Genomic DNA, 17,491 nt, shown 5'->3' with positions numbered 1-17,491 from the left:
CTATGTCTTCACCCCTTGCGCTCGTGCGCGACGTGTCTTCCTTCGAGTCCGGCAATGCCGCCGATGCGCGGGCGTCCGCGTCGCTCGACGTTCTGGAACAGGTCGTCGGTGTGAACCTCGCGCGGTTGCGCGCCGAGCGGCAACTGTCGCTCGATGCGCTCGCGCGGCTGTCCGGCGTGTCGCGCGCGATGCTCGCGCAGATCGAGTCGGCGCGCAGCGTGCCGTCGATCAAGGTGCTCTGCAAGATCGCCGCGGCGCTGAAGGTATCGGTCGCCGCCTTCCTGCGCCGCCATGCCGTGAACGGCTTCGAGCACCTGGCGGCCGAGCGCGCGTCGCGGGTCGTCAGCTCGAACGGCCGCTTCTCGGCGCGTGCGCTGTACCCGGAAGGCGAGCCGGCCGCGGCCGAGTTCCACGAACTGCGGATCGCGCCGCTGCATACGGAGCCCGGCGCCCGCCGCGCGCCCGGCACGACGGTCAATCTCGTCGTCAGCGAAGGCACGCTCGAAGTCAGCGTGCATGACCGCCGCCAGTTGCTCGCGACCGGCGACGCGATCGTGTTCGATGCCGACCAGCCGTACAGCCTGCGCAACCCGGGCGACAGCGAGGCGCGCGCATTCCGCGTGACGGTGAGCCCCGAGGTGCCGCCGCGCTGGCTCGTGCCCGATGCGGCGCATACGGCGCACGCGGCCGGCTGACCGCGCAACGCAAGGCCGCACGGAAGCGGGCCGCGTGCTCGGCGTTCGGCGAGACCGCGGGTCGTCCGTCGGCCGTCTGGGCGATGCCGTTAGACGGGGTCGTCAGTAAGGTTTTAGGCAGTGTTCGCTGCGCCGCGCGCGCAGCTGTTGTATGCTTGGCCCGCCGTCGATGGGGTTGGCCCATCCGGCAATCAGTGCGTCTTCAGGGCGGGGTGAAATTCCCCACCGGCGGTAGGCTGGCGTAAGCCGGCGAGCCCGCGAGCGCCCGCGCATCCGCGCGGGGTCAGCAGATCTGGTCGAATGCCAGAGCCGACGGTCACAGTCCGGATGAGAGAAGATGTGCAGATAGTCATGTCCGTCAGGGCCGCTTCGCCATGTGTGCGAAGCGGGTTGTCGTTCTGTCTGTTTGCAATGCCCTGGAACGTTTTTCGCCCAAATCGTATTTGCGAGGAGCGTTTCACATGTCCTTGATGTCCGTTTCGTCGGCACCCGCCGACGCCTTTGCCGATCTCCCGTTGCTGGATTCCGAACCGGTGCCGCCGCGCATCGCTGCCGCGCTCGAAGCGATGCGCGCAGGCCGTGCCGTGGTGCTGCAGGACGACCATGACCGCGAGAACGAAGCCGACCTGATCGTTGCCGCCGAGCGCATCACGCCCGAGACGATGGCGTTGCTGATCCGCGAATGCAGCGGCATCGTGTGTCTGTGCCTGACCGACGACACCGTGCGTGCGCTCGAGCTGCCGCCGATGGTGCAGACCAACGAGAGCCGCAACGGCACAGCGTTCACCGTGTCGATCGAGGCGCGCGAAGGCGTGCATACGGGCGTATCGGCGGCCGATCGCGTGACGACGATCCGCGCGGCGATCGCGGAAGGGGCGAAGCCGCACGACATCGTGCGCCCCGGCCACGTGTTTCCGCTGCGTGCACAACCGGGCGGCGTGCTGGCGCGCCGCGGTCACACCGAAGGCACGGTCGACCTGTCGATCCTCGCCGGCCTGAAGCCGGCCGGCGTGCTGTGCGAGCTGATGAATCCGGACGGCACGATGACGCGCGGCGACGATGTCGAGCGTTTCGCGCAACAGCACGGCCTGCCGATGCTGACGATCGCCGAACTCGTCGAGTTCCGCGAGGCGCTGGCCGCCGCGCGCGAGCGCTGCTGCGAACCGGCCTGAGTGCGCGGAAGGGGAAGGCGGGCGCGTTCGCGCGCCCGCGGCCCGGCGTGCGTGGTGAACCGGTGCACGCCTGATCGGGCTGGCAGGACCATCAGGACTGTACGTCCCCGAATTCGCCGCGAACGCCGGCTTCGACGAACGCCGGCAGCTCGTTCATCTCGCGCATGATCCGCGTGATGCCCATCGCGCGCAGTGCGTCCGCGTAGTTGTCGGGGATGTGGCTCGCGCCGACGAATGCGATCGTCTTCATGCCCGCCGCGCGCGCGGCATTCAGCCCCGACACGCTGTCCTCGACGACGACGCAGCGCTCCGGCGCGACGCCGAGCGTGTGCGCCGCATGCAGGTAGACGTCGGGGTAGGGCTTCGGCCGCGCCACCTGCTCGGAGCTGAACACGCGATCGCCGAAGATCTCGGTGAGCGCCGCGCGCTTCAGCGAGCTGCGCACGCGCGCGAGCCGGCTGTTCGACACGACGGCCGCCGGCAGGCTCACCCTCAGCAGCGCGTCGCGCACGCCGGAGATCGGCGCGAGCGATTGCGCCAGCGCGCTCTCGATGTTGTGCTCGATGGTCTCGATGAAGTTGGCCGGCATCTCGATCCCGAAGCGGGATTCGATTCCCGCCAGGAAGCGCGACGTCTGCTGGCCGAACGCCGACTTGGCGGCGGCTTCGAAATCGAGATTCGGGAACGTGGCCGACAGCGTGTCGAGCAGGACGCGGTCGGCGATGATTTCGCTGTCGACGAGCACGCCGTCGCAGTCGCAGATGAGGTGATCGAGCATGGTGGTGAAAAAGCGGGATGTCGGCGACACAGATCAATTCGCCATCATACGTGCATTCACGCACACGCCGCGCGACGCTCCGGCAAATTTTCCCGACTCGAAGTCGCGGCGTCGGCGCGACTGCGCGGGTGCCGCGTGACGGTGCTCGATGCGGCGTCGCGCCTGCTCGGGCGTACAGCGCCGGAGGCGATGGCGGCGGCACGTAGCGAAGCGATGCGCAATGCGCAACCGGCGCGAGCCACGGCAAGGGAACGAGTACGAAGGCGGGGAGAAGCGGCACGGGTGCGATACCCGCGCCGCTATGCCGGCGTGCCGGCGGTCAGGCGAACGAGCCTGTTCCCGAAGCGCGCGTTGGTCGATGGCCGCGCACTTCTTCACAGGCCCGCGTTCAGGCCATCGCGTGCAGGTGCAGGTACAGGCCGGCCGCCGCGGCGCCGCCGAGCAGCGGACCGACGACGGGCACCCATGCATAGCGCCAGTCGCTGTCGCGCTTGCCGGGGATCGGCAGCAGCGCGTGCATGATGCGCGGCGACAGGTCGCGCGCGGGGCTCATCGCATAGCCGGTCGGGCCGCCGAGCGAGATGCCGATGCCGAGCACGAGCAGGCCGACGGGCAGTGCGTCGAGCGCGCCGAGGCCGACTTGCGGCGACGCGAGGTACAGCACGCCGAGGATCAGCACGAACGTGCAGATCGCTTCGGTCAGCACGTTGTGCGTGACGCTGCGGATCGCGGGCGCCGTGCAGAACACCGCGAGCTTCAGGTCCGCATCGGCTTCCTTCGCGAAGTGCTGGCGATAGGCGAGCCACACGAGCAGCGCGCCCGCCATCCCGCCGAGCATCTGCGCGAGGACGTAGCCGCCGACTTTCGACCACGCGAACTTGCCCGCGAGCGCGAGGCTGATGGTGACGATCGGGTTCAGGTGCGCGCCGCTGAACGACGCGGTCACGTAGACGGCGACGAATACGGCCATCGCCCAGCCCATCACGATCACGATCAGGTCCGCGCCTTTGCCCTTGGTCTTTGCAAGCAGCACGTTTGCGACCGCGCCGTTGCCGAGCAGCACGAGGATCGCCGTGCCGATGAATTCTGCAATATAAGGTGACATTGTTGTCTCTCTTGAGTCACGGCGGACTCGCGCATTGCGCGGTCCGCCGGTGTTGTTGTATTTCGTCTGGATGCCTGACGGTTACTGCGCGTCGTCTGCCCATGCCTTGGCGGCACGCACCGCGCGCTGCCAGCCCGACATGCAGCGTTCGACCTGCTCCTTCGGCATCGACGGCGAGAAGCGGCGATCGAGCTGCCACTGGCTGCGCACTTCGTCGAGGTTCTTCCAGTAGCCGATCGCGAGGCCCGCGAGGTAGGCCGCGCCGAGGGCGGTCGTCTCGGTGATCTGCGGACGCACCGCGTCAACGCCGAGCAGGTCCGCCTGGAACTGCATCAGCAGGTTGTTCGCGCTCGCGCCGCCGTCCACACGCAGCTCGCCGATGCTGATGCCCGAGTCGGCTTCCATCGCGGCCAGCACGTCGAGCGACTGGTATGCGATCGAATCGAGCGCCGCGCGTGCGAGGTGCGCGGAGGTCGTGCCGCGCGTGACGCCGAATACCGAGCCGCGCGCCCGTGCGTTCCAGTGCGGCGCGCCGAGGCCGGCGAACGCAGGGACCAGGTAGACGCCGTCGGTGTGCGGCACGCTCGCGGCGAGCGCTTCGATTTCAGCGGCCGACTTGATGATGCCCACGCCGTCGCGCAGCCACTGCACCACCGCGCCCGCGATGAAGATGCTGCCTTCCAGCGCGTACTGCACGTTGTCGCCGATCTGCCAGGCGATCGTCGTGACGAGGTTGTTCTTCGATTCGATCGGCTTGTCGCCGGTGTTCATCATCAGGAAGCAGCCGGTGCCGTAGGTGTTCTTCACCATGCCGGACTGCGTGCACATCTGGCCGAACAGCGCCGCCTGCTGGTCGCCTGCGATACCCGCGAGCGGGATCTTCGACGCGAACACGGTGGTTTTCGTGTGGCCGTAGATTTCCGACGATGCCTTCACTTCCGGCAGCATGCTGCGCGGGATGTCGAGCATGTCGAGCAGTTCGTTGTCCCACTCGCGCGTGTGGATGTTGAACAGCATCGTGCGCGACGCGTTCGTCACGTCGGTCACGTGCAGTTCGTGCTTCGTGAAGTTCCACACGAGCCAGCTGTCGACGGTGCCGAACGCGAGCTTGCCCTGCTTGGCTTTCTCGCGTGCGCCCGGCACGTTGTCGAGAATCCAGCGGATCTTGGTTCCCGAGAAGTACGAATCGATCGGCAGGCCGGTCTTCGCGCGCACCTTCGCCTCGAAGCCCTGTGCCTTCAGCGAATCGCAGAAGTCGGCCGTGCGGCGATCCTGCCAGACGATCGCGTTGTAGACGGGCTGGCCCGTTTCGCGATCCCAGACGATCGTGGTTTCACGCTGGTTGGTGATGCCGATCGCGGCGATCGACGTGCCGTTCAGGCCCGTGCGCGTGACGGCTTCGGCGGCGACGCCGGCTTGCGTCGACCAGATTTCCTGCGGGTCGTGCTCGACCCAGCCGGGTTGCGGGTAGATCTGCTCGAATTCCTTCTGGGCGATCGATACGATATTGCCCTGGCGATCGAACAGCATCGCGCGGGAACTCGTGGTGCCCTGGTCAAGCGCGAGGATGTACTGATCCTGCATGTCTCTCATCTCCATCCGTGGATTTGGCTTAGTTGTGATGCGCGCCGCATGTGGGGCGGCGCGTCGGTGAGTCAACGTCGGTACGGCAACTGCAACTGCATTCCGGTCAGGCGTGCGGCGCGTGCGCGGCGGCGAACCACGCGTCGACCGCGGCGGTCACCGCGTCGAGCGTGCCGGGCGCGACGTGCAGGCCGAGCTTCGAGCGGCGCCACAGCACGTCCTGCGCGCAGGTCGCCCATTCGGCGTCGCGCAGGTAGCGCAGTTCGGCGTCGTAGATGCCCGGTGCGATTTCGGTGCCGAGATCGGCGAGCGACTGCGCGCCGTCGATCAGGCGCTCCGCGCGCGTGCCGTATGCACGTGCATAGCGGCGGGCGAGCGCGGCGGGCAGCCACGCATGGCGTTTGGCGAACGTATCGGCGAATGCGTCGAACTTCGCGTTCGCGATGTCGCCGCCCGGCAGCGCAACGCCGGCCGTCCAGGTCTTCGCGTCGCGGCCGAGCGCGTTGCACAGCATGTCGCCGGCTTCTTCCGCGAGCTTGCGGAACGTTGTGATCTTGCCGCCGAACACCGACAGCAGCGGGGCGCCCGCGCCGTCGTCCAGCTCGAGGCGGTAGTCGCGCGTGACGGCCGACGCGTTCGCCGCGTTCTCGTCTTCCAGCAGCGGGCGCACGCCCGAGTAGGTCCAGTGCACGTCGGCCGGCGAGATCTTGCGCTTGAAGTAGCGGTTGATCGAATCGCACAGGTACTGCGTCTCGTCGCGATCGATCGCGACCTTCGCGGGATCGTTCGTGTATTCGACGTCGGTCGTGCCGATCAGCGTGAAATCGTGTTCGTACGGAATCGCGAAGATGATCCGCTTGTCCGGGTTCTGGAAGATGTACGCGTGGTCGTGATCGAAGAGGCGGCGCGTGATGATGTGGCTGCCCTTCACGAGCCGCACGCTGTGGTGCGCGCCGCGGCCGAGCGCGCCTTTCAGCACTTCGCCGACCCACGGGCCCGCCGCGTTCGCGATCGCGCGCGCATGCACGACGCGGATCGAGCCGTCGGCGTGCTGCAGCCGCGCTTCCCATTCGTCGCCGCGGCGTTCGGCGGACACCAGCTTCGTGCGCGTCAGGATGTCGGCGCCGCGCTCCTTCGCATCCATCGCGTTCAGCACGACGAGGCGCGCGTCGTCGACCCAGCCGTCCGAATAGACGAAGCCGCGCTTGATCGAATCGATCAGCGGCGCGCCGGCCGCATGGCGGCGCATGTCGATGCCGCGCGAGCCGGGCAGCAGCTCGCGTTTCGCGAGGTGATCGTAGAGGAACAGGCCGATGCGGATCAGCCAGGCCGGACGCAGGTTCGGCATGTGCGGCATCACGAAGCGCAGCGGCCACATGATGTGCGGCGCCGCGCGCAGCAGCGTCTCGCGTTCCTGCAGCGCCTTGCGCACGAGCCCGAACTCGTTGTACTCGAGGTAGCGCAGGCCGCCGTGAATCAGCTTCGTGCTGGACGACGACGTGTGCGACGCGAGATCGTCCTGCTCGCAGAGCATGACCGACAGGCCGCGGCCGGCCGCATCGCGCGCGATGCCCGCGCCGTTGATGCCGCCGCCGACGACGAGCAGATCGTAGCGATTCGGTTGGGTCACCTGCTGTCCTTATCGTCTGAGGGAAATGGGTGAACAGAAAATGTTCGAATTCGAAATTTAACGAACGAAATCGAAAAAGTAAAGTTCGATAAAGCGGGGCCAGTAGCGCGCATCGAGATCCCGGACGATACTGGCGGAATCGACCGTTTCACGAGGTGAATCATGCGTATTGGGATGTGGGCCGGCGTGTGCGCCGTCCTTCTGGCGGGGTGCACTGCGGGGATGCCGCCGCTCGTCGGCAACTGGCGCACGCCGTCGTTCGCCGACCTGCAGACGTCGTGCGGCGGCACGGCACGGGACTGGGGCGCGGACGCGCAGCCGGTCTATTCGACGCTGTATGACGCGTACGTGGCGAAACGGTACCGTGGGCTGACGGAAGCGAACTATTGTGCGTTCGTAAACGAACTTTCGGCGCACTATGCGGCGCCCGATGCGGCGGCGCGTGCCGGCTGGATCGCGTATTTCAACGGTGCGCGCGCGCAGGCCATCAGCTGGCGGGCGGCGGTCGATCCGACGCTGCGCGGCGGCTGAAGCAGATGCGGCGGGGTGGCGAGATGGAAGCGGCCATGGCCGCGCGGCCCGGCATCCGGGCGGCGCGGTCAGGTCAGGAACGGTGTGGTTTTACGAATAGCGGTACTTGATGGATCGCAGCGCAGCATCGCCGGTTTCGGTCACGCAGTATTTGCGCCCCGAACCGAGTCCTTCCAGACGGACGAGCTGCTGTTCGAGCAGTGCGTCGATTTCGTCCCGATCCATGTTGGTTTGATCGGGAGCATCCTTCACAAGCAATAGCGTGGCGAATTCATGCGGACTCAGCATCGTTCTCTCCATGGCGACCAGTCAGCCCGCGCGGCCGGCGCACGGGCCGACGCGCGATACCCATCGGGGTATGGCTTGGGGGGAAAGCTGTATTCGCCGGCCATGCCATTCGTCCGCGCCCTGGCACAGGCGGAACGGTCGAAATAGGCCGGGGAACTGGAGTCTAGTCGAGCGCGCAGGCAAACGACAAATCAGTCCCCGTTAATTTTCCCTTTGACAGCCGGGCCGTGCGCAAGCGGTTTGCTCGCGACGCCAACTTCTTGATTTCACTTGAAGTTTCGGGTGCGGTGCAACATCGGAGCCGTCACTCGGCGACGTACACCTGGGTGCCGGCGGCCGCCACGGTGTCGGCCATCTCGGGCGGCAGCGGCTTGTCGGTGAAGAGTGCGTGCACTTGGCTCAGGTGGCCCTGGCGCACCAGCGCGGGACGGCCGACCTTCGAATGGTCGGTCACGAGATAGACGGTGCGCGCATGCTGCATGATCGCCTCGGCCACGCGCACCTCACGCGTGTCGAAGTCGCGCAGCGTGCCGTCGGCCTCGATCGCCGACGTGCCGATGATCGCGTAGTCGACCTTGAACTGGCGGATGAAGTCGATTGCGAGTTCGCCGACGATCCCCTTGTCCCACGGCCGCACGATGCCGCCCGTGATCAGCACCTCGCAATCGGGGTAGCCGCTCATCATCGACGCGACGTTCAGGTTGTTCGTGATCACGTGCAGCCCGTGGTGGCGGTTCAGCGCGCGTGCGACTTCCTCGGTGGTCGTGCCAAGGTTGATGAACAGCGAAGCCTGGTCGGGAATGTGCGACGCCGCGAGCGCCGCGATGCGGCGCTTCTCGTCGTGGAACATCCGCTGGCGCGCGGTGTACGACACGTTTTCCGAGCTGGTCGGCAGGCTCGCGCCGCCGTGGTAGCGGCGCAGCAGGTTCAGGTCGGCCAGCCAGTTCACATCGCGGCGAATCGTCTGCGGCGTCACCGCGAAGTGCGCGGCGAGATCGTCAACGGTCACGAAGCCGTCGCGCTGCACCCATTCGAGCAATTCCTGCTGGCGCGCGTTGAGGGTGAGGCGGGGATCTCGGGTCATGGCTCGGTGGTCGTGTCGTGAGACGGAGCGGGTATTGTAAGGGCGGCAACGGCGTTAGGCCGGCCCGGCCCGCATGCTTGCCCGATATTCATGTAGAAATTGCATGGATTCATGTGACAAATGAATTTGTGCGATTACGCGGATCGCGCTGCAATGGCGGATTGCCCGCGTCCGCGGGGGCGCGTCCGGCGCGATCATTCAGCTTTCGACGAGGTGGAACCGATGACTGGCTTCAACTGGCACAACCCGTATCCGACGACCCGCATCCCGGTGTTCGCGCGCAACGTCGTGTCGACGTCGCACCCGCTTGCCGCGCAGGCCGGGCTGCGGATGCTGTGGAAGGGCGGCAACGCGGTCGACGCGGCGCTCGCCGCCGCGGCCGCGATCACGGTCGTCGAGCCCGTGTCGTGCGGGCTCGGCGGCGACGCGTTCGCGCTCGTGTGGGACGGCGAGCGGCTGTCCGGGCTGAATGCGTCGGGCGTCGCGCCGGCCGCATGGAACGTCGACTATTTCCGCAAGCGCCACGGCGAGGCGGGCAACGGCATCGCGAACAAGCCGACGCGCGGCTGGGATACCGTCACCGTGCCGGGCGTGATCGCGGGCTGGGAAGCGCTGCATGCGAAGTTCGGTTCGCTGCCGTTCGCGGAACTGCTCGAACCGGCGATCGAGATCGCGGAGCGCGGCTATGCGGTGCCGCCGATCGTCGCGCACAAGTGGGCGGCCGCGGTGCCGGAACTCAAGGGGCTGCCGGGTTTCGCCGGCACCTTCATGCCGCACGGCCGCGCACCGCAGGTGGGCGAGCGCGTGTGCCTGCCGGGCCATGCGCAGACGTTGCGCACGCTGCAGAAGGAAGGTGCGCGCGCGTTCTACGAGGGGGCGCTCGCCGAGCGCATCGTCGCGTTCTCCCGCGAAGGCGGCGGCGCGCTGACCGCAGCCGACCTGCAGGCTTACCGGCCCGAATGGGTCGAGCCGATCGGCAAGCGCTTCGGCCGTCATACGATCCACGAGATTCCGCCGAACGGGCAGGGCATCGCGGCGCTGATCGCGCTCGGGATCGCCGAGCATGCGGGCGTGACCGAATGGCCAGTCGATTCGGCCGACTCGCAGCATCTGCAGATCGAGGCGATGAAGCTCGCGTTCGCCGATGTCTATCGCTACGTCGCCGATCCGCGCGCGATGGAGCTCACACCCGAACAGATGCTCGACGACGCGTATCTCGCCGAACGCGCGAAGCTGATCGATCCCGCGCGCGCGACGCACTTCGCCGCCGGCCGGCCGCATTCGGGCGGCACGATCTACCTGTCGGCGGCCGACGAACGCGGGATGATGGTGAGCTTCATCCAGTCGAACTACATGGGTTTCGGCTCGGGGCTCGTCGTGCCCGGCACCGGCATCGCGCTGCAGAATCGCGGGCACGGCTTCTCGATGGACCCGGCTTCGCCGAATGTCGTCGCGGGCGGCAAGCGGCCGTTCCACACGATCATCCCGGCGTTCGTCACCGAGGAGGTCGATGGTCGAACCGAGGCCGTGATGAGCTTCGGCGTGATGGGCGGCGACATGCAGCCGCAAGGGCACCTGCAGACCGTCGTGCGGATGCTCGGCTATGGGCAGCAACCGCAGGCGGCCTGCGATGCGCCGCGCTGGAAGGTCAACCGCGACTTCACGCTCGACGTCGAGGCAACGATGAATCGGGCGACTGTCGACGCGCTGGCCGCACGCGGCCATACGATCAAGTCGATCGACGATCCTTACATGGATTTCGGTTCGGGGCAGTTCATCTGGCGTCTCGACCGTGACGATCGCGAGCGCGGCTACGTGGCCGCGAGCGACAGCCGCCGCGACGGCCTGGCGGCCGGTTTCTGACGGATTGCCGCCGGCTTTCGCCGGCATGTCGTGCGTTTTGCGGGCGGCCGAGCGGCCGCCCGTTTCGTTGGCGGTCGCCCGTATCGCCGGGCGGGCGCAAGCGGTTTGAAGGACTCGTCTAACGAACGGCAACAGACGCCGTGGAACTGCGCTTGTCGGGCATGGTCAGTGCTTTGGAGCACGAACATCAAAGTCCGGCTAAGATGCCAGCATGGTTCGGCCGGACCAATCCACTATAAACGCAAGTAAAACGCCGCCTGCGGGAAGGTCGGCGCCTGTGCCGAAGGCATGGGCCGGCCCCCGCGCGACGACTGGGAGCGCACCACCATGGACACCAAAACGACGCATGTGATGCCGTGGCGAATCGAGGACATCGACCTGAACCGGATCGATCGTCAGCGTGCCGCCGCGAACGAGGATCTGCTGTTGCTGCTGTGCGCGTCGTCGTTCATCGAAAGCGGCTCGGATCTCTACACGAGCAATCTGAGCCAGTTCTTCAACGACGATCCGGAAGTCTCCGCATGGCTCAACAATGCATGGGAGCACGAAGAATTGCAGCACGGGCGCGCGCTGAAGGCGTACATCGCGCACGTGTGGCCGGAGTTCGACTGGGATACCGCGTTCGCGAACTTCTTCGCCGAGTATTCGCAGACCTGCAAGGTCGAGGCGTTCGAGAAGACCCGCGCGCTCGAGATGGTCGCGCGCTGCGTCGTCGAGACGGGCACGGCCACGCTCTATCGTGCGATCAACGAGTGCTCGGACGAGCCCGTGCTGAAGGAAATCACGGACAACATCCGCACCGACGAAGTGCGCCACTACAAGCACTTCTTCAAGTTCTTCAAGAAGTACAACCAGGTCGAAGGCAATGGCCGCCTTGCGGTGCTCGGCGCACTGGCACGCCGCGTGATGGAAATCAAGAACGAGGATTCGGAGATCGCGCTGCGCCATGTGTTCGCGGTGCGTTATCCGGATCGTGTCGGCGACAGCCAGTACAACCGCGAACGCGCCGCGCGCATCAGCACGCTCGTGCGGCGCAACCTGTCGGCCGACATGTGCGTGAAGATGCTGCTCAAGCCGCTCGACCTGCCCGCGAAGATCCAGCCGGGCGTCCACTATCCGCTCACGAAGATCACGCGGCACGTGTTCCTGCGCTGATCGCCGCAGCGCGGCCCGACGCGCGTATGCTGCGGCTTCTTCATCCGCTCATCTACCGGGGCCACGCCATCATGACCGACACCCATCGCCACGCGCTTGAACAATGGACGTTCGACGCGTGGCCGCCGGCCGTCGTCTCGTTGTTCGACGGTACCGCGCTCGAGCGTCATGCCGACTTCGCCGCTTCGCTGATCGTCGCGACCGACGATGGTCAATTGCGCACGACGCTGCTCGGCGTCGGCGAAATCTATGCACACGATGCGCGCACGCTGCTGCTGGCGCTCTGGCCGCAATCGCGTGCGGCGCGTGCGATCGCGCAACGGCGGTCGGCCGCGTTGACGCTCGTCGCGGACGGCGCGTTCTTTCAGGCGCAATTGAGGATGGAGCCGCTCGAGGGAGACTTCGGCGGACTGGCCGGATTCGCTGCGACGATCGCGCACGGCGATGCGCAGCGGGTCGGCTATGCGCGTCTCGCGACAGGTGTCACGTTCACGCTGGAAGGGGAGCGCACCGAGGTGCTCGCGCGCTGGCAACGCCAGGTCGAGCACCTGCGGCGCGCAGCCGCACGGCTTCAGTGACCGCGCTGGCCGCTGCGCGACGAGCGGTTGCGGTTCGCGTGCGCGGCATTGCCGTTCGCCGGGCGTGCGCTGTTGCCGCCACCGGCCGGACGCCCGCCGTTGCCGCCGGCGCCGCCTTGGCCTTGCGTGCGCGGCTTCGCGGCCTTCTGCTGGGAAGCCTTCGGTTGCGCATTGCCGTCGCGTTTCGCGGCCGGCTGGCCTGAGCCGCCTGCGCGCGGCTGGCGATTGCCGCCGCCACCGCCACCGCCGCGCGGCTGCTGCTGCCCGCGACGCTGCTGGATCGGCTCCGGCTTCGCGTTCGGATCGGGTTCGAAGCCCGCGATCACTTCCTGCGGAATCTCGCGCTTGATCAGCCGCTCGATGTCGCGCAGCAGCTGCTTCTCGTCGACGCACACGAGCGACACGGCTTCGCCGGTCGCACCCGCGCGGCCCGTGCGGCCGATCCGGTGCACGTAGTCTTCCGGCACGTTCGGCAGGTCGAAGTTGACGACGTGCGGCAACTGGTCGATGTCGATCCCGCGCGCGGCGATATCGGTCGCGACGAGCACCTGCAGCGTGCTGTTCTTGAACTCCGCCAGCGCGCGCGTGCGGGCCGACTGGCTCTTGTTGCCGTGGATCGCCATCGCGCTGATGCCGTCCTTCGTCAGTTGCTCGGCGAGCCGGTTCGCGCCGTGCTTCGTGCGCGTGAACACGAGCACCTGGAACCAGTTGTGTTCGCGGATCAGGTGCGTGAGCAGTTCGCGCTTGCGGTCGCGGTCGACCGGGTGGATCTTCTGCGCGACGCTTTCGGCGGTCGTGTTGCGGCGTGCGACCTCGATCAGCGCGGGCGAGTCGAGCAGGCTGTCGGCGAGCGCCTTGATTTCATCGGAGAACGTGGCCGAGAACAGCAGGTTCTGGCGCTGCGGCGGCAGCTTCGCGAGCACGCGCTTGATGTCGTGGATGAAACCCATGTCGAGCATCCGGTCGGCTTCGTCGAGCACGAGGATGTCGAGGTCCGACAGGTCGATCGTCTTCTGCTGCATGTGATCGAGCAGGCGGCCCGGCGTCGCGACGACGATGTCGACACCGCGCTTGAGCGCATCGATCTGCGGATTGATGCTGACGCCGCCGAACATCACGGTCGAGCGCAGCTTCACGTACTTGCTGTACGCACGGACGCTTTCCTCGACCTGGGCGGCGAGTTCGCGCGTCGGCGTGAGGATCAGCGCGCGCACGGCGCGCTTCGCGCCGCGATGTTCCGCGTAGAACGTATGCAGGCGTTGCAGGATCGGCAGCGTGAAGCCGGCGGTCTTGCCGGTGCCCGTCTGCGCGCCGGCGAGCAGGTCGCCGCCGCCGAGGACGGCCGGGATCGCCTGTTGCTGGATCGGGGTCGGCGACGTGTAGCCGAGTTCGTTGACCGCCTTGACCAGCGGTTCGGCCAAGCCGAGAGATTCGAAAGACATAGATACCACTCTTCAGTTTTATGATCAGCGACGTCTCGCGCGGCCCGCGCGGGAGGTGACATCGCAAAATGCAAAATGCAAAAGGGCGCGGCCGCGGTTTCCCGCAGCCGCGCCCCGTGTGTGTCAGCCGCTTCTTAGTCGAGCGGCGCGGAACGCAGGTCGCTCACCTGTTGCGGCGAGATCGGCGTACCGTTGTTACCCCACGACACCCGGATATACGTGACGACCGCCGCAACCTCCTGGTTCGACAGCGACTGTGCGAACGGCGGCATCCCGTACGGACGCGGATTCTTGAACGTGCTCGGCGGATAGCCACCGTTCAGCACCATGCGGATCGGGTTGACTGCCGATTCCATCATGATCGAGTGGTTGCCCGCGAGCGGCGGATACGCCGGCGGCTTGCCTGCGCCGTTTTCGGCGTGGCAGGTCGCGCAGTTGTCCGCGTAGATCTTCTTGCCCTGCTCGAACAGCGCGTTGCCGAACTGCTTCGACGGCTCGTACTGCATGTTCTTCGGCGCTTCAGCCTTCTGCGGGATCGACTTCAGGTACGTCGACATCGCGCGCGTATCTTCGTCGGTCATGTACTGCAGGCTGTTGTGGACCACGTCCGCCATCGGGCCGAATACCGCACCCTTCTGCGACACGCCGGCCTGCAGCAGGTCGGACAGCTCCTGCACGTGCCAGTCGCCGAGGCCGAGTTCCTTGTCGTTCGTCAGCGACGGCGCATACCAGTTCTGCAGCGGGATCAGGCCGCCTGCGAACGCCGACGAGGTCACCGGGCCGCCCATCATGTTGATCGACGTGTGGCACATCGAGCAGTGGCCGAGGCCTTCGACGAGGTACGCGCCGCGGTTCCATTCGACCGACTTGGTCGGATCCGGCTTGTATTCGCCTTCCTTGAAGAACAGCGTACGCCAGCCGATCAGCAGGTTGCGGTTGTTGAACGGGAACTTCAGTTCATGCGGACGGCTCGGCACCGACACCGGCGCGACCGAGCGCAGGTACGCGTAGATCGCGTCCGAATCCGCACGCGTGACCTTCGTGTAGCTCGCAAACGGGAAGCCCGGGTAGAGCAGGCTGCCGTCCTTCGAACGACCGGTGTGCATCGCGCGGTAGAAGTCGTCCGACGTCCACTTGCCGATGCCGTCCTTGTCGTCCGGCGTGATGTTCGGCGTGTACATCGTGCCGAACGGCGTCGCCATCGGCAGGCCGCCCGCGAACGACTTGCCGCCGCGCACGGTGTGGCACGCGATACAGTCGCCGACGCGCGCGAGGTACTCGCCCTTCTTGATCAGCGCGGCCTGGTCGGCCGGCGTGGCCGCGACGGCGGAGGCGCCGTGCAGCGTGTCGTTGCCCGGCCACAGGACCGGCACGAGGGCGGCAGCCGCGATGATCGCGACGGCCGAGAGTGCAAACAGGGACTTGCGTTTCATTGTGTCTGTCTCCCTTGCCTTATTGCGGTTCGCTGCCGCAGGCGAGCGGAGTCTTCATCGAACGCGCCGGAGCCGGCACGGGGTTGGCGGGCGCCGGTTGCGCGGCAAGCCATGCGGTCACGGCCGTCACGTCTTCGTCGGAAAGCTTCGAAGCGACGTCATGCATGCAGTCAGGCGCCTTCGCGTGACGGTTGCCCGAACGCCATGCACCGATCTGCGCGCTCAGGTAGTCGGCGTGCAGGCCGACCAGGCCCGGGATCGCCGGCTGCATGCCGGTCAGCGTCGCGCCGTGGCAGGCCACGCAGGCCGGCAGCTTGCGGGACGGGTCGCCCTGCGTGACGAGCTGCTTGCCGCGCGCGAGCGTCGCGGCCGGCAGCGTCGGCTTCGCCGGCGCCGGGTACGGCGGGCGTTCGGCCGAGAAGTGCTCGGCCATTTCACGCAGGTAGTCGTCGTTCAGGTACGTCAGCAGGTAGTTCATCGGCGGGTACTTGCGCCGGCCGTCACGGAAGTTGACGAGCTGGTTGTACAGGTACTCGGCCGGCTTGCCGGCAAGACGCGGGAAGTAGTCGTTGTCCGTGCCCTGGCCATGGACGCCATGGCAAGCCGTACAGCCGCGCACGCGCTCGGCCATGGTATCGGGTGCCTTGAGCGGCGCCTGCTGGGCGTGCGCTTGCTCCGTGGGCTTGGTCTGCGCTTGGGCAGCGCTCATAAGGCCCGCGCCGCCGAACATCAGAACGGCGAGCAGCGGACGGAAGAGGCGTCTTGAAGACACACGAGACTCCATGTTTATTCGACGGGGACCTGTTGTCCGGGCTACGATCGGCTCGGCGCATGACGGCAGGGCAGCCGGGCTGCTGCGACGCGGCATTCTATCATCGATGGGTAATGACGGCTATTTGACAGAACGACATCGGTTCCTGTCCGTTTGCGACTTGCGACAATTTGACGCGCATTGCGACGCGTCGGTGTGAACCGGCGTGCGTTTTCACCATCGAAGACCGTACACTCGCGGGTCGCGCGGCGCCGCCTCCGCCGCAGGTCCAGTCATTTCTCCCGTTTCCGGATTCATCGATGACGTTTTCTACCGTGCCGTTGCCTTTCTCACGCTGTCCATCCCGTTGCCGCCACTTCGTCGGCCTGCCGCTTTCGGGAGGGTGTGCGCGATGAAGTTCGACAGCTTGTGGATCGGTCAGGTCGCGCTCGCGGCGCTGATGGACGCGGCGTTCGCGATGGCGGTCGGCTCGGCGCTGCTCAAGGCATGGCTCGGCAAGGACGGTGCGCGTCCGGTCATCGCGCCGTCGCATCCCGCGTGGCTGCGCGCGCAACATTCGCTGGTCGCGGCGGCGCTGGCGCTGGTGCTCGCGGATCTCGGCTGGCTCGTCTACGAGGCCGCGACGATGAGCGGGGCGGGGCTCGGCGGCGCGTTCGCCGCCATTCCGGTGATGCTGACGCAGACGCATACGGGCTTCGCATGGAGCGTCGCGTTCGCCGGCGCCGTGGTGCTCGCGATCGTCGCGCTGGCGAAGCCGGAGGGCCCGGTCGCACACGCGGTGCTGTGGCTCGCCGTGATCGTGGTCGCGGCCGGCAAGGCGTCGCTCGGCCATGCGGCCGATACGGGCGCGCTGTCCGCGGCGGTCGGCGTGCAGACGCTGCATCTGCTCGCGACGGCCGTGTGGGGCGGCCTCGTGCTCGCGGGCGGGCTCGCGGTGCTGCCCGCGCTTGGTTCGTCGGTCGCGCGTGGTGCGCTGATCCGCATCGGCCAGCATCTTTCGCGCACGTCGATCATCGCGCTCGTCTTCGTGCTCGGCACCGGCGCGCTCAATGCGATCCGCGGGCTCGGCGGTTCGCTCGCACCGCTCGACGGCAGCACGTGGGGGCGCGTGTTGCTGCTGAAGCTGCTGCTCGTCGCGCTCGCGCTCGTGCTCGGTGGCCTGAACCGCTTCGCGGCGCTGCCGCGCCTGCGCCGCACCGCATCGACCGAGGATGCGTACACGTTCCGCAACATCCTGCATCTCGAAGCGCTGACGATGATCGGCGTGTTCGTCGCAGCCGCCGTGCTGTCGTTCAGCGTGCCGGGGTTCGCGGCACTCGGCTGACGGCAGGGCTCGCGCGGCGCGGTGCAAGGCCGCCGTCGCGCACCCGGCACATGCCCG

The 17,491-nt window shown here is 67.2% G+C and carries 16 protein-coding genes and 1 riboswitch; of the genes, 7 read left to right on the top strand and 9 right to left on the bottom strand.

The features are described 5' to 3' along the window. Positions 1-2 precede the first annotated feature (2 nt). Both LXE91_RS02425 and ribB read left to right on the top strand, forming a co-directional pair. Complete coding sequence (locus LXE91_RS02425; protein WP_039360019.1) at positions 3-695, top strand: helix-turn-helix domain-containing protein; 693 nt, start codon at positions 3-5, stop codon at positions 693-695. A 194-nt stretch (positions 696-889) separates the two neighbouring features. Beyond that, a riboswitch (FMN riboswitch) is annotated at positions 890-1,038 on the top strand. A gap of 118 nt (positions 1,039-1,156) precedes the next feature. After that, positions 1,157-1,867 carry a 3,4-dihydroxy-2-butanone-4-phosphate synthase gene (gene ribB, locus LXE91_RS02420; protein ID WP_039360016.1) on the top strand — a complete coding sequence of 237 codons (711 nt, stop codon included), beginning with the start codon at positions 1,157-1,159 and terminating at the stop codon, positions 1,865-1,867. A gap of 91 nt (positions 1,868-1,958) precedes the next feature. On the opposite strand, the gene LXE91_RS02415 is transcribed toward ribB, so the two are convergent. The 4 genes from LXE91_RS02415 to glpD form a co-directional block, all read right to left on the bottom strand. Further along, positions 1,959-2,645: an HAD family hydrolase gene (locus LXE91_RS02415; RefSeq protein WP_039360013.1), complete on the bottom strand. Its 687-nt coding sequence runs from the start codon at positions 2,643-2,645 to the stop codon at positions 1,959-1,961. A gap of 388 nt (positions 2,646-3,033) precedes the next feature. Beyond that, complete coding sequence (locus LXE91_RS02410) at positions 3,034-3,750, bottom strand: MIP/aquaporin family protein (RefSeq protein WP_039360010.1); 717 nt, start codon at positions 3,748-3,750, stop codon at positions 3,034-3,036. An 81-nt stretch (positions 3,751-3,831) separates the two neighbouring features. Then, the gene (glpK, locus tag LXE91_RS02405) at positions 3,832-5,334 is read right to left on the bottom strand and encodes a glycerol kinase GlpK (protein WP_039360007.1); all 1,503 of its coding nucleotides are present in this window, start codon (positions 5,332-5,334) and stop codon (positions 3,832-3,834) included. A 106-nt stretch (positions 5,335-5,440) separates the two neighbouring features. Then, positions 5,441-6,964, bottom strand: coding sequence for a glycerol-3-phosphate dehydrogenase (gene glpD / locus LXE91_RS02400; RefSeq protein WP_039360004.1), 1,524 nt, complete (start codon positions 6,962-6,964; stop codon positions 5,441-5,443). Positions 6,965-7,126: 162 nt separating this feature from the next. Here glpD and LXE91_RS02395 point away from each other — a divergent pair, with 162 nt between their 5' ends. Beyond that, positions 7,127-7,495, top strand: coding sequence for a hypothetical protein (locus LXE91_RS02395; protein ID WP_039360001.1), 369 nt, complete (start codon positions 7,127-7,129; stop codon positions 7,493-7,495). A gap of 90 nt (positions 7,496-7,585) precedes the next feature. On the opposite strand, the gene LXE91_RS02390 is transcribed toward LXE91_RS02395, so the two are convergent. Beyond that, a complete protein-coding gene (locus tag LXE91_RS02390) occupies positions 7,586-7,783 on the bottom strand; it encodes a hypothetical protein (protein ID WP_006751304.1) in 198 nt (65 codons plus the stop codon). A 304-nt stretch (positions 7,784-8,087) separates the two neighbouring features. Further along, positions 8,088-8,867 (bottom strand): DeoR/GlpR family DNA-binding transcription regulator, encoded by a 780-nt coding sequence (locus LXE91_RS02385; protein ID WP_006493999.1) that lies wholly within the window; start codon positions 8,865-8,867, stop codon positions 8,088-8,090. Between the two features lie 222 nt (positions 8,868-9,089). Here LXE91_RS02385 and LXE91_RS02380 point away from each other — a divergent pair, with 222 nt between their 5' ends. From LXE91_RS02380 to LXE91_RS02370, 3 genes are all read left to right on the top strand, one after another. Further along, positions 9,090-10,730, top strand: a complete 1,641-nt coding sequence (locus LXE91_RS02380; RefSeq protein ID WP_039360325.1) for a gamma-glutamyltransferase family protein — start codon at positions 9,090-9,092, stop codon at positions 10,728-10,730. Positions 10,731-11,057: 327 nt separating this feature from the next. Beyond that, positions 11,058-11,885 (top strand): ferritin-like domain-containing protein, encoded by an 828-nt coding sequence (locus LXE91_RS02375; RefSeq protein WP_039360322.1) that lies wholly within the window; start codon positions 11,058-11,060, stop codon positions 11,883-11,885. A gap of 71 nt (positions 11,886-11,956) precedes the next feature. Next, positions 11,957-12,463 carry a hypothetical protein gene (locus LXE91_RS02370; RefSeq protein ID WP_039360319.1) on the top strand — a complete coding sequence of 169 codons (507 nt, stop codon included), beginning with the start codon at positions 11,957-11,959 and terminating at the stop codon, positions 12,461-12,463. Here LXE91_RS02370 and LXE91_RS02365 read toward each other — a convergent pair. From LXE91_RS02365 to LXE91_RS02355, 3 genes are all read right to left on the bottom strand, one after another. Beyond that, positions 12,457-13,905 carry a DEAD/DEAH box helicase gene (locus LXE91_RS02365; RefSeq protein ID WP_039359990.1) on the bottom strand — a complete coding sequence of 483 codons (1,449 nt, stop codon included), beginning with the start codon at positions 13,903-13,905 and terminating at the stop codon, positions 12,457-12,459. The genes LXE91_RS02370 and LXE91_RS02365 overlap by 7 nt on opposite strands. A gap of 134 nt (positions 13,906-14,039) precedes the next feature. Beyond that, positions 14,040-15,338, bottom strand: coding sequence for a c-type cytochrome (locus LXE91_RS02360; protein WP_039359987.1), 1,299 nt, complete (start codon positions 15,336-15,338; stop codon positions 14,040-14,042). Positions 15,339-15,357: 19 nt separating this feature from the next. Then, positions 15,358-16,122 carry a c-type cytochrome gene (locus LXE91_RS02355; RefSeq protein ID WP_039359984.1) on the bottom strand — a complete coding sequence of 255 codons (765 nt, stop codon included), beginning with the start codon at positions 16,120-16,122 and terminating at the stop codon, positions 15,358-15,360. A gap of 379 nt (positions 16,123-16,501) precedes the next feature. On the opposite strand from LXE91_RS02355, the gene LXE91_RS02350 reads away from it, so the two are divergent. Continuing rightward, the gene (locus LXE91_RS02350; RefSeq protein ID WP_039359982.1) at positions 16,502-17,434 is read left to right on the top strand and encodes a CopD family protein; all 933 of its coding nucleotides are present in this window, start codon (positions 16,502-16,504) and stop codon (positions 17,432-17,434) included. Positions 17,435-17,491: the final 57 nt, after the last annotated feature.

The sequence above is a fragment of the Burkholderia contaminans genome, assembly GCF_029633825.1.
Taxonomy (GTDB): Bacteria; Pseudomonadota; Gammaproteobacteria; order Burkholderiales; family Burkholderiaceae; genus Burkholderia; species Burkholderia contaminans.
Note: the sequence above shows the minus strand (reverse complement) of the source record. Positions and strands in the feature narration are given on the sequence as shown.

What these genes read in the sequence shown, in the direction of transcription:
- LXE91_RS02425 (WP_039360019.1), top strand. Translation starts at nt 3, where the DNA reads ATGTCTTCACCCCTTGCGCTCGTGCGCGACGTGTCTTCCTTCGAGTCC.
- ribB (WP_039360016.1), top strand. Translation starts at nt 1,157, where the DNA reads ATGTCCTTGATGTCCGTTTCGTCGGCACCCGCCGACGCCTTTGCCGAT.
- LXE91_RS02415 (WP_039360013.1), bottom strand. Translation starts at nt 2,645, where the DNA reads ATGCTCGATCACCTCATCTGCGACTGCGACGGCGTGCTCGTCGACAGC.
- LXE91_RS02410 (WP_039360010.1), bottom strand. Translation starts at nt 3,750, where the DNA reads ATGTCACCTTATATTGCAGAATTCATCGGCACGGCGATCCTCGTGCTG.
- glpK (WP_039360007.1), bottom strand. Translation starts at nt 5,334, where the DNA reads ATGCAGGATCAGTACATCCTCGCGCTTGACCAGGGCACCACGAGTTCC.
- LXE91_RS02395 (WP_039360001.1), top strand. Translation starts at nt 7,127, where the DNA reads ATGCGTATTGGGATGTGGGCCGGCGTGTGCGCCGTCCTTCTGGCGGGG.
- LXE91_RS02390 (WP_006751304.1), bottom strand. Translation starts at nt 7,783, where the DNA reads ATGCTGAGTCCGCATGAATTCGCCACGCTATTGCTTGTGAAGGATGCT.
- LXE91_RS02385 (WP_006493999.1), bottom strand. Translation starts at nt 8,867, where the DNA reads ATGACCCGAGATCCCCGCCTCACCCTCAACGCGCGCCAGCAGGAATTG.
- LXE91_RS02380 (WP_039360325.1), top strand. Translation starts at nt 9,090, where the DNA reads ATGACTGGCTTCAACTGGCACAACCCGTATCCGACGACCCGCATCCCG.
- LXE91_RS02375 (WP_039360322.1), top strand. Translation starts at nt 11,058, where the DNA reads ATGGACACCAAAACGACGCATGTGATGCCGTGGCGAATCGAGGACATC.
- LXE91_RS02370 (WP_039360319.1), top strand. Translation starts at nt 11,957, where the DNA reads ATGACCGACACCCATCGCCACGCGCTTGAACAATGGACGTTCGACGCG.
- LXE91_RS02365 (WP_039359990.1), bottom strand. Translation starts at nt 13,905, where the DNA reads ATGTCTTTCGAATCTCTCGGCTTGGCCGAACCGCTGGTCAAGGCGGTC.
- LXE91_RS02360 (WP_039359987.1), bottom strand. Translation starts at nt 15,338, where the DNA reads ATGAAACGCAAGTCCCTGTTTGCACTCTCGGCCGTCGCGATCATCGCG.
- LXE91_RS02355 (WP_039359984.1), bottom strand. Translation starts at nt 16,122, where the DNA reads ATGGAGTCTCGTGTGTCTTCAAGACGCCTCTTCCGTCCGCTGCTCGCC.
- LXE91_RS02350 (WP_039359982.1), top strand. Translation starts at nt 16,502, where the DNA reads ATGAAGTTCGACAGCTTGTGGATCGGTCAGGTCGCGCTCGCGGCGCTG.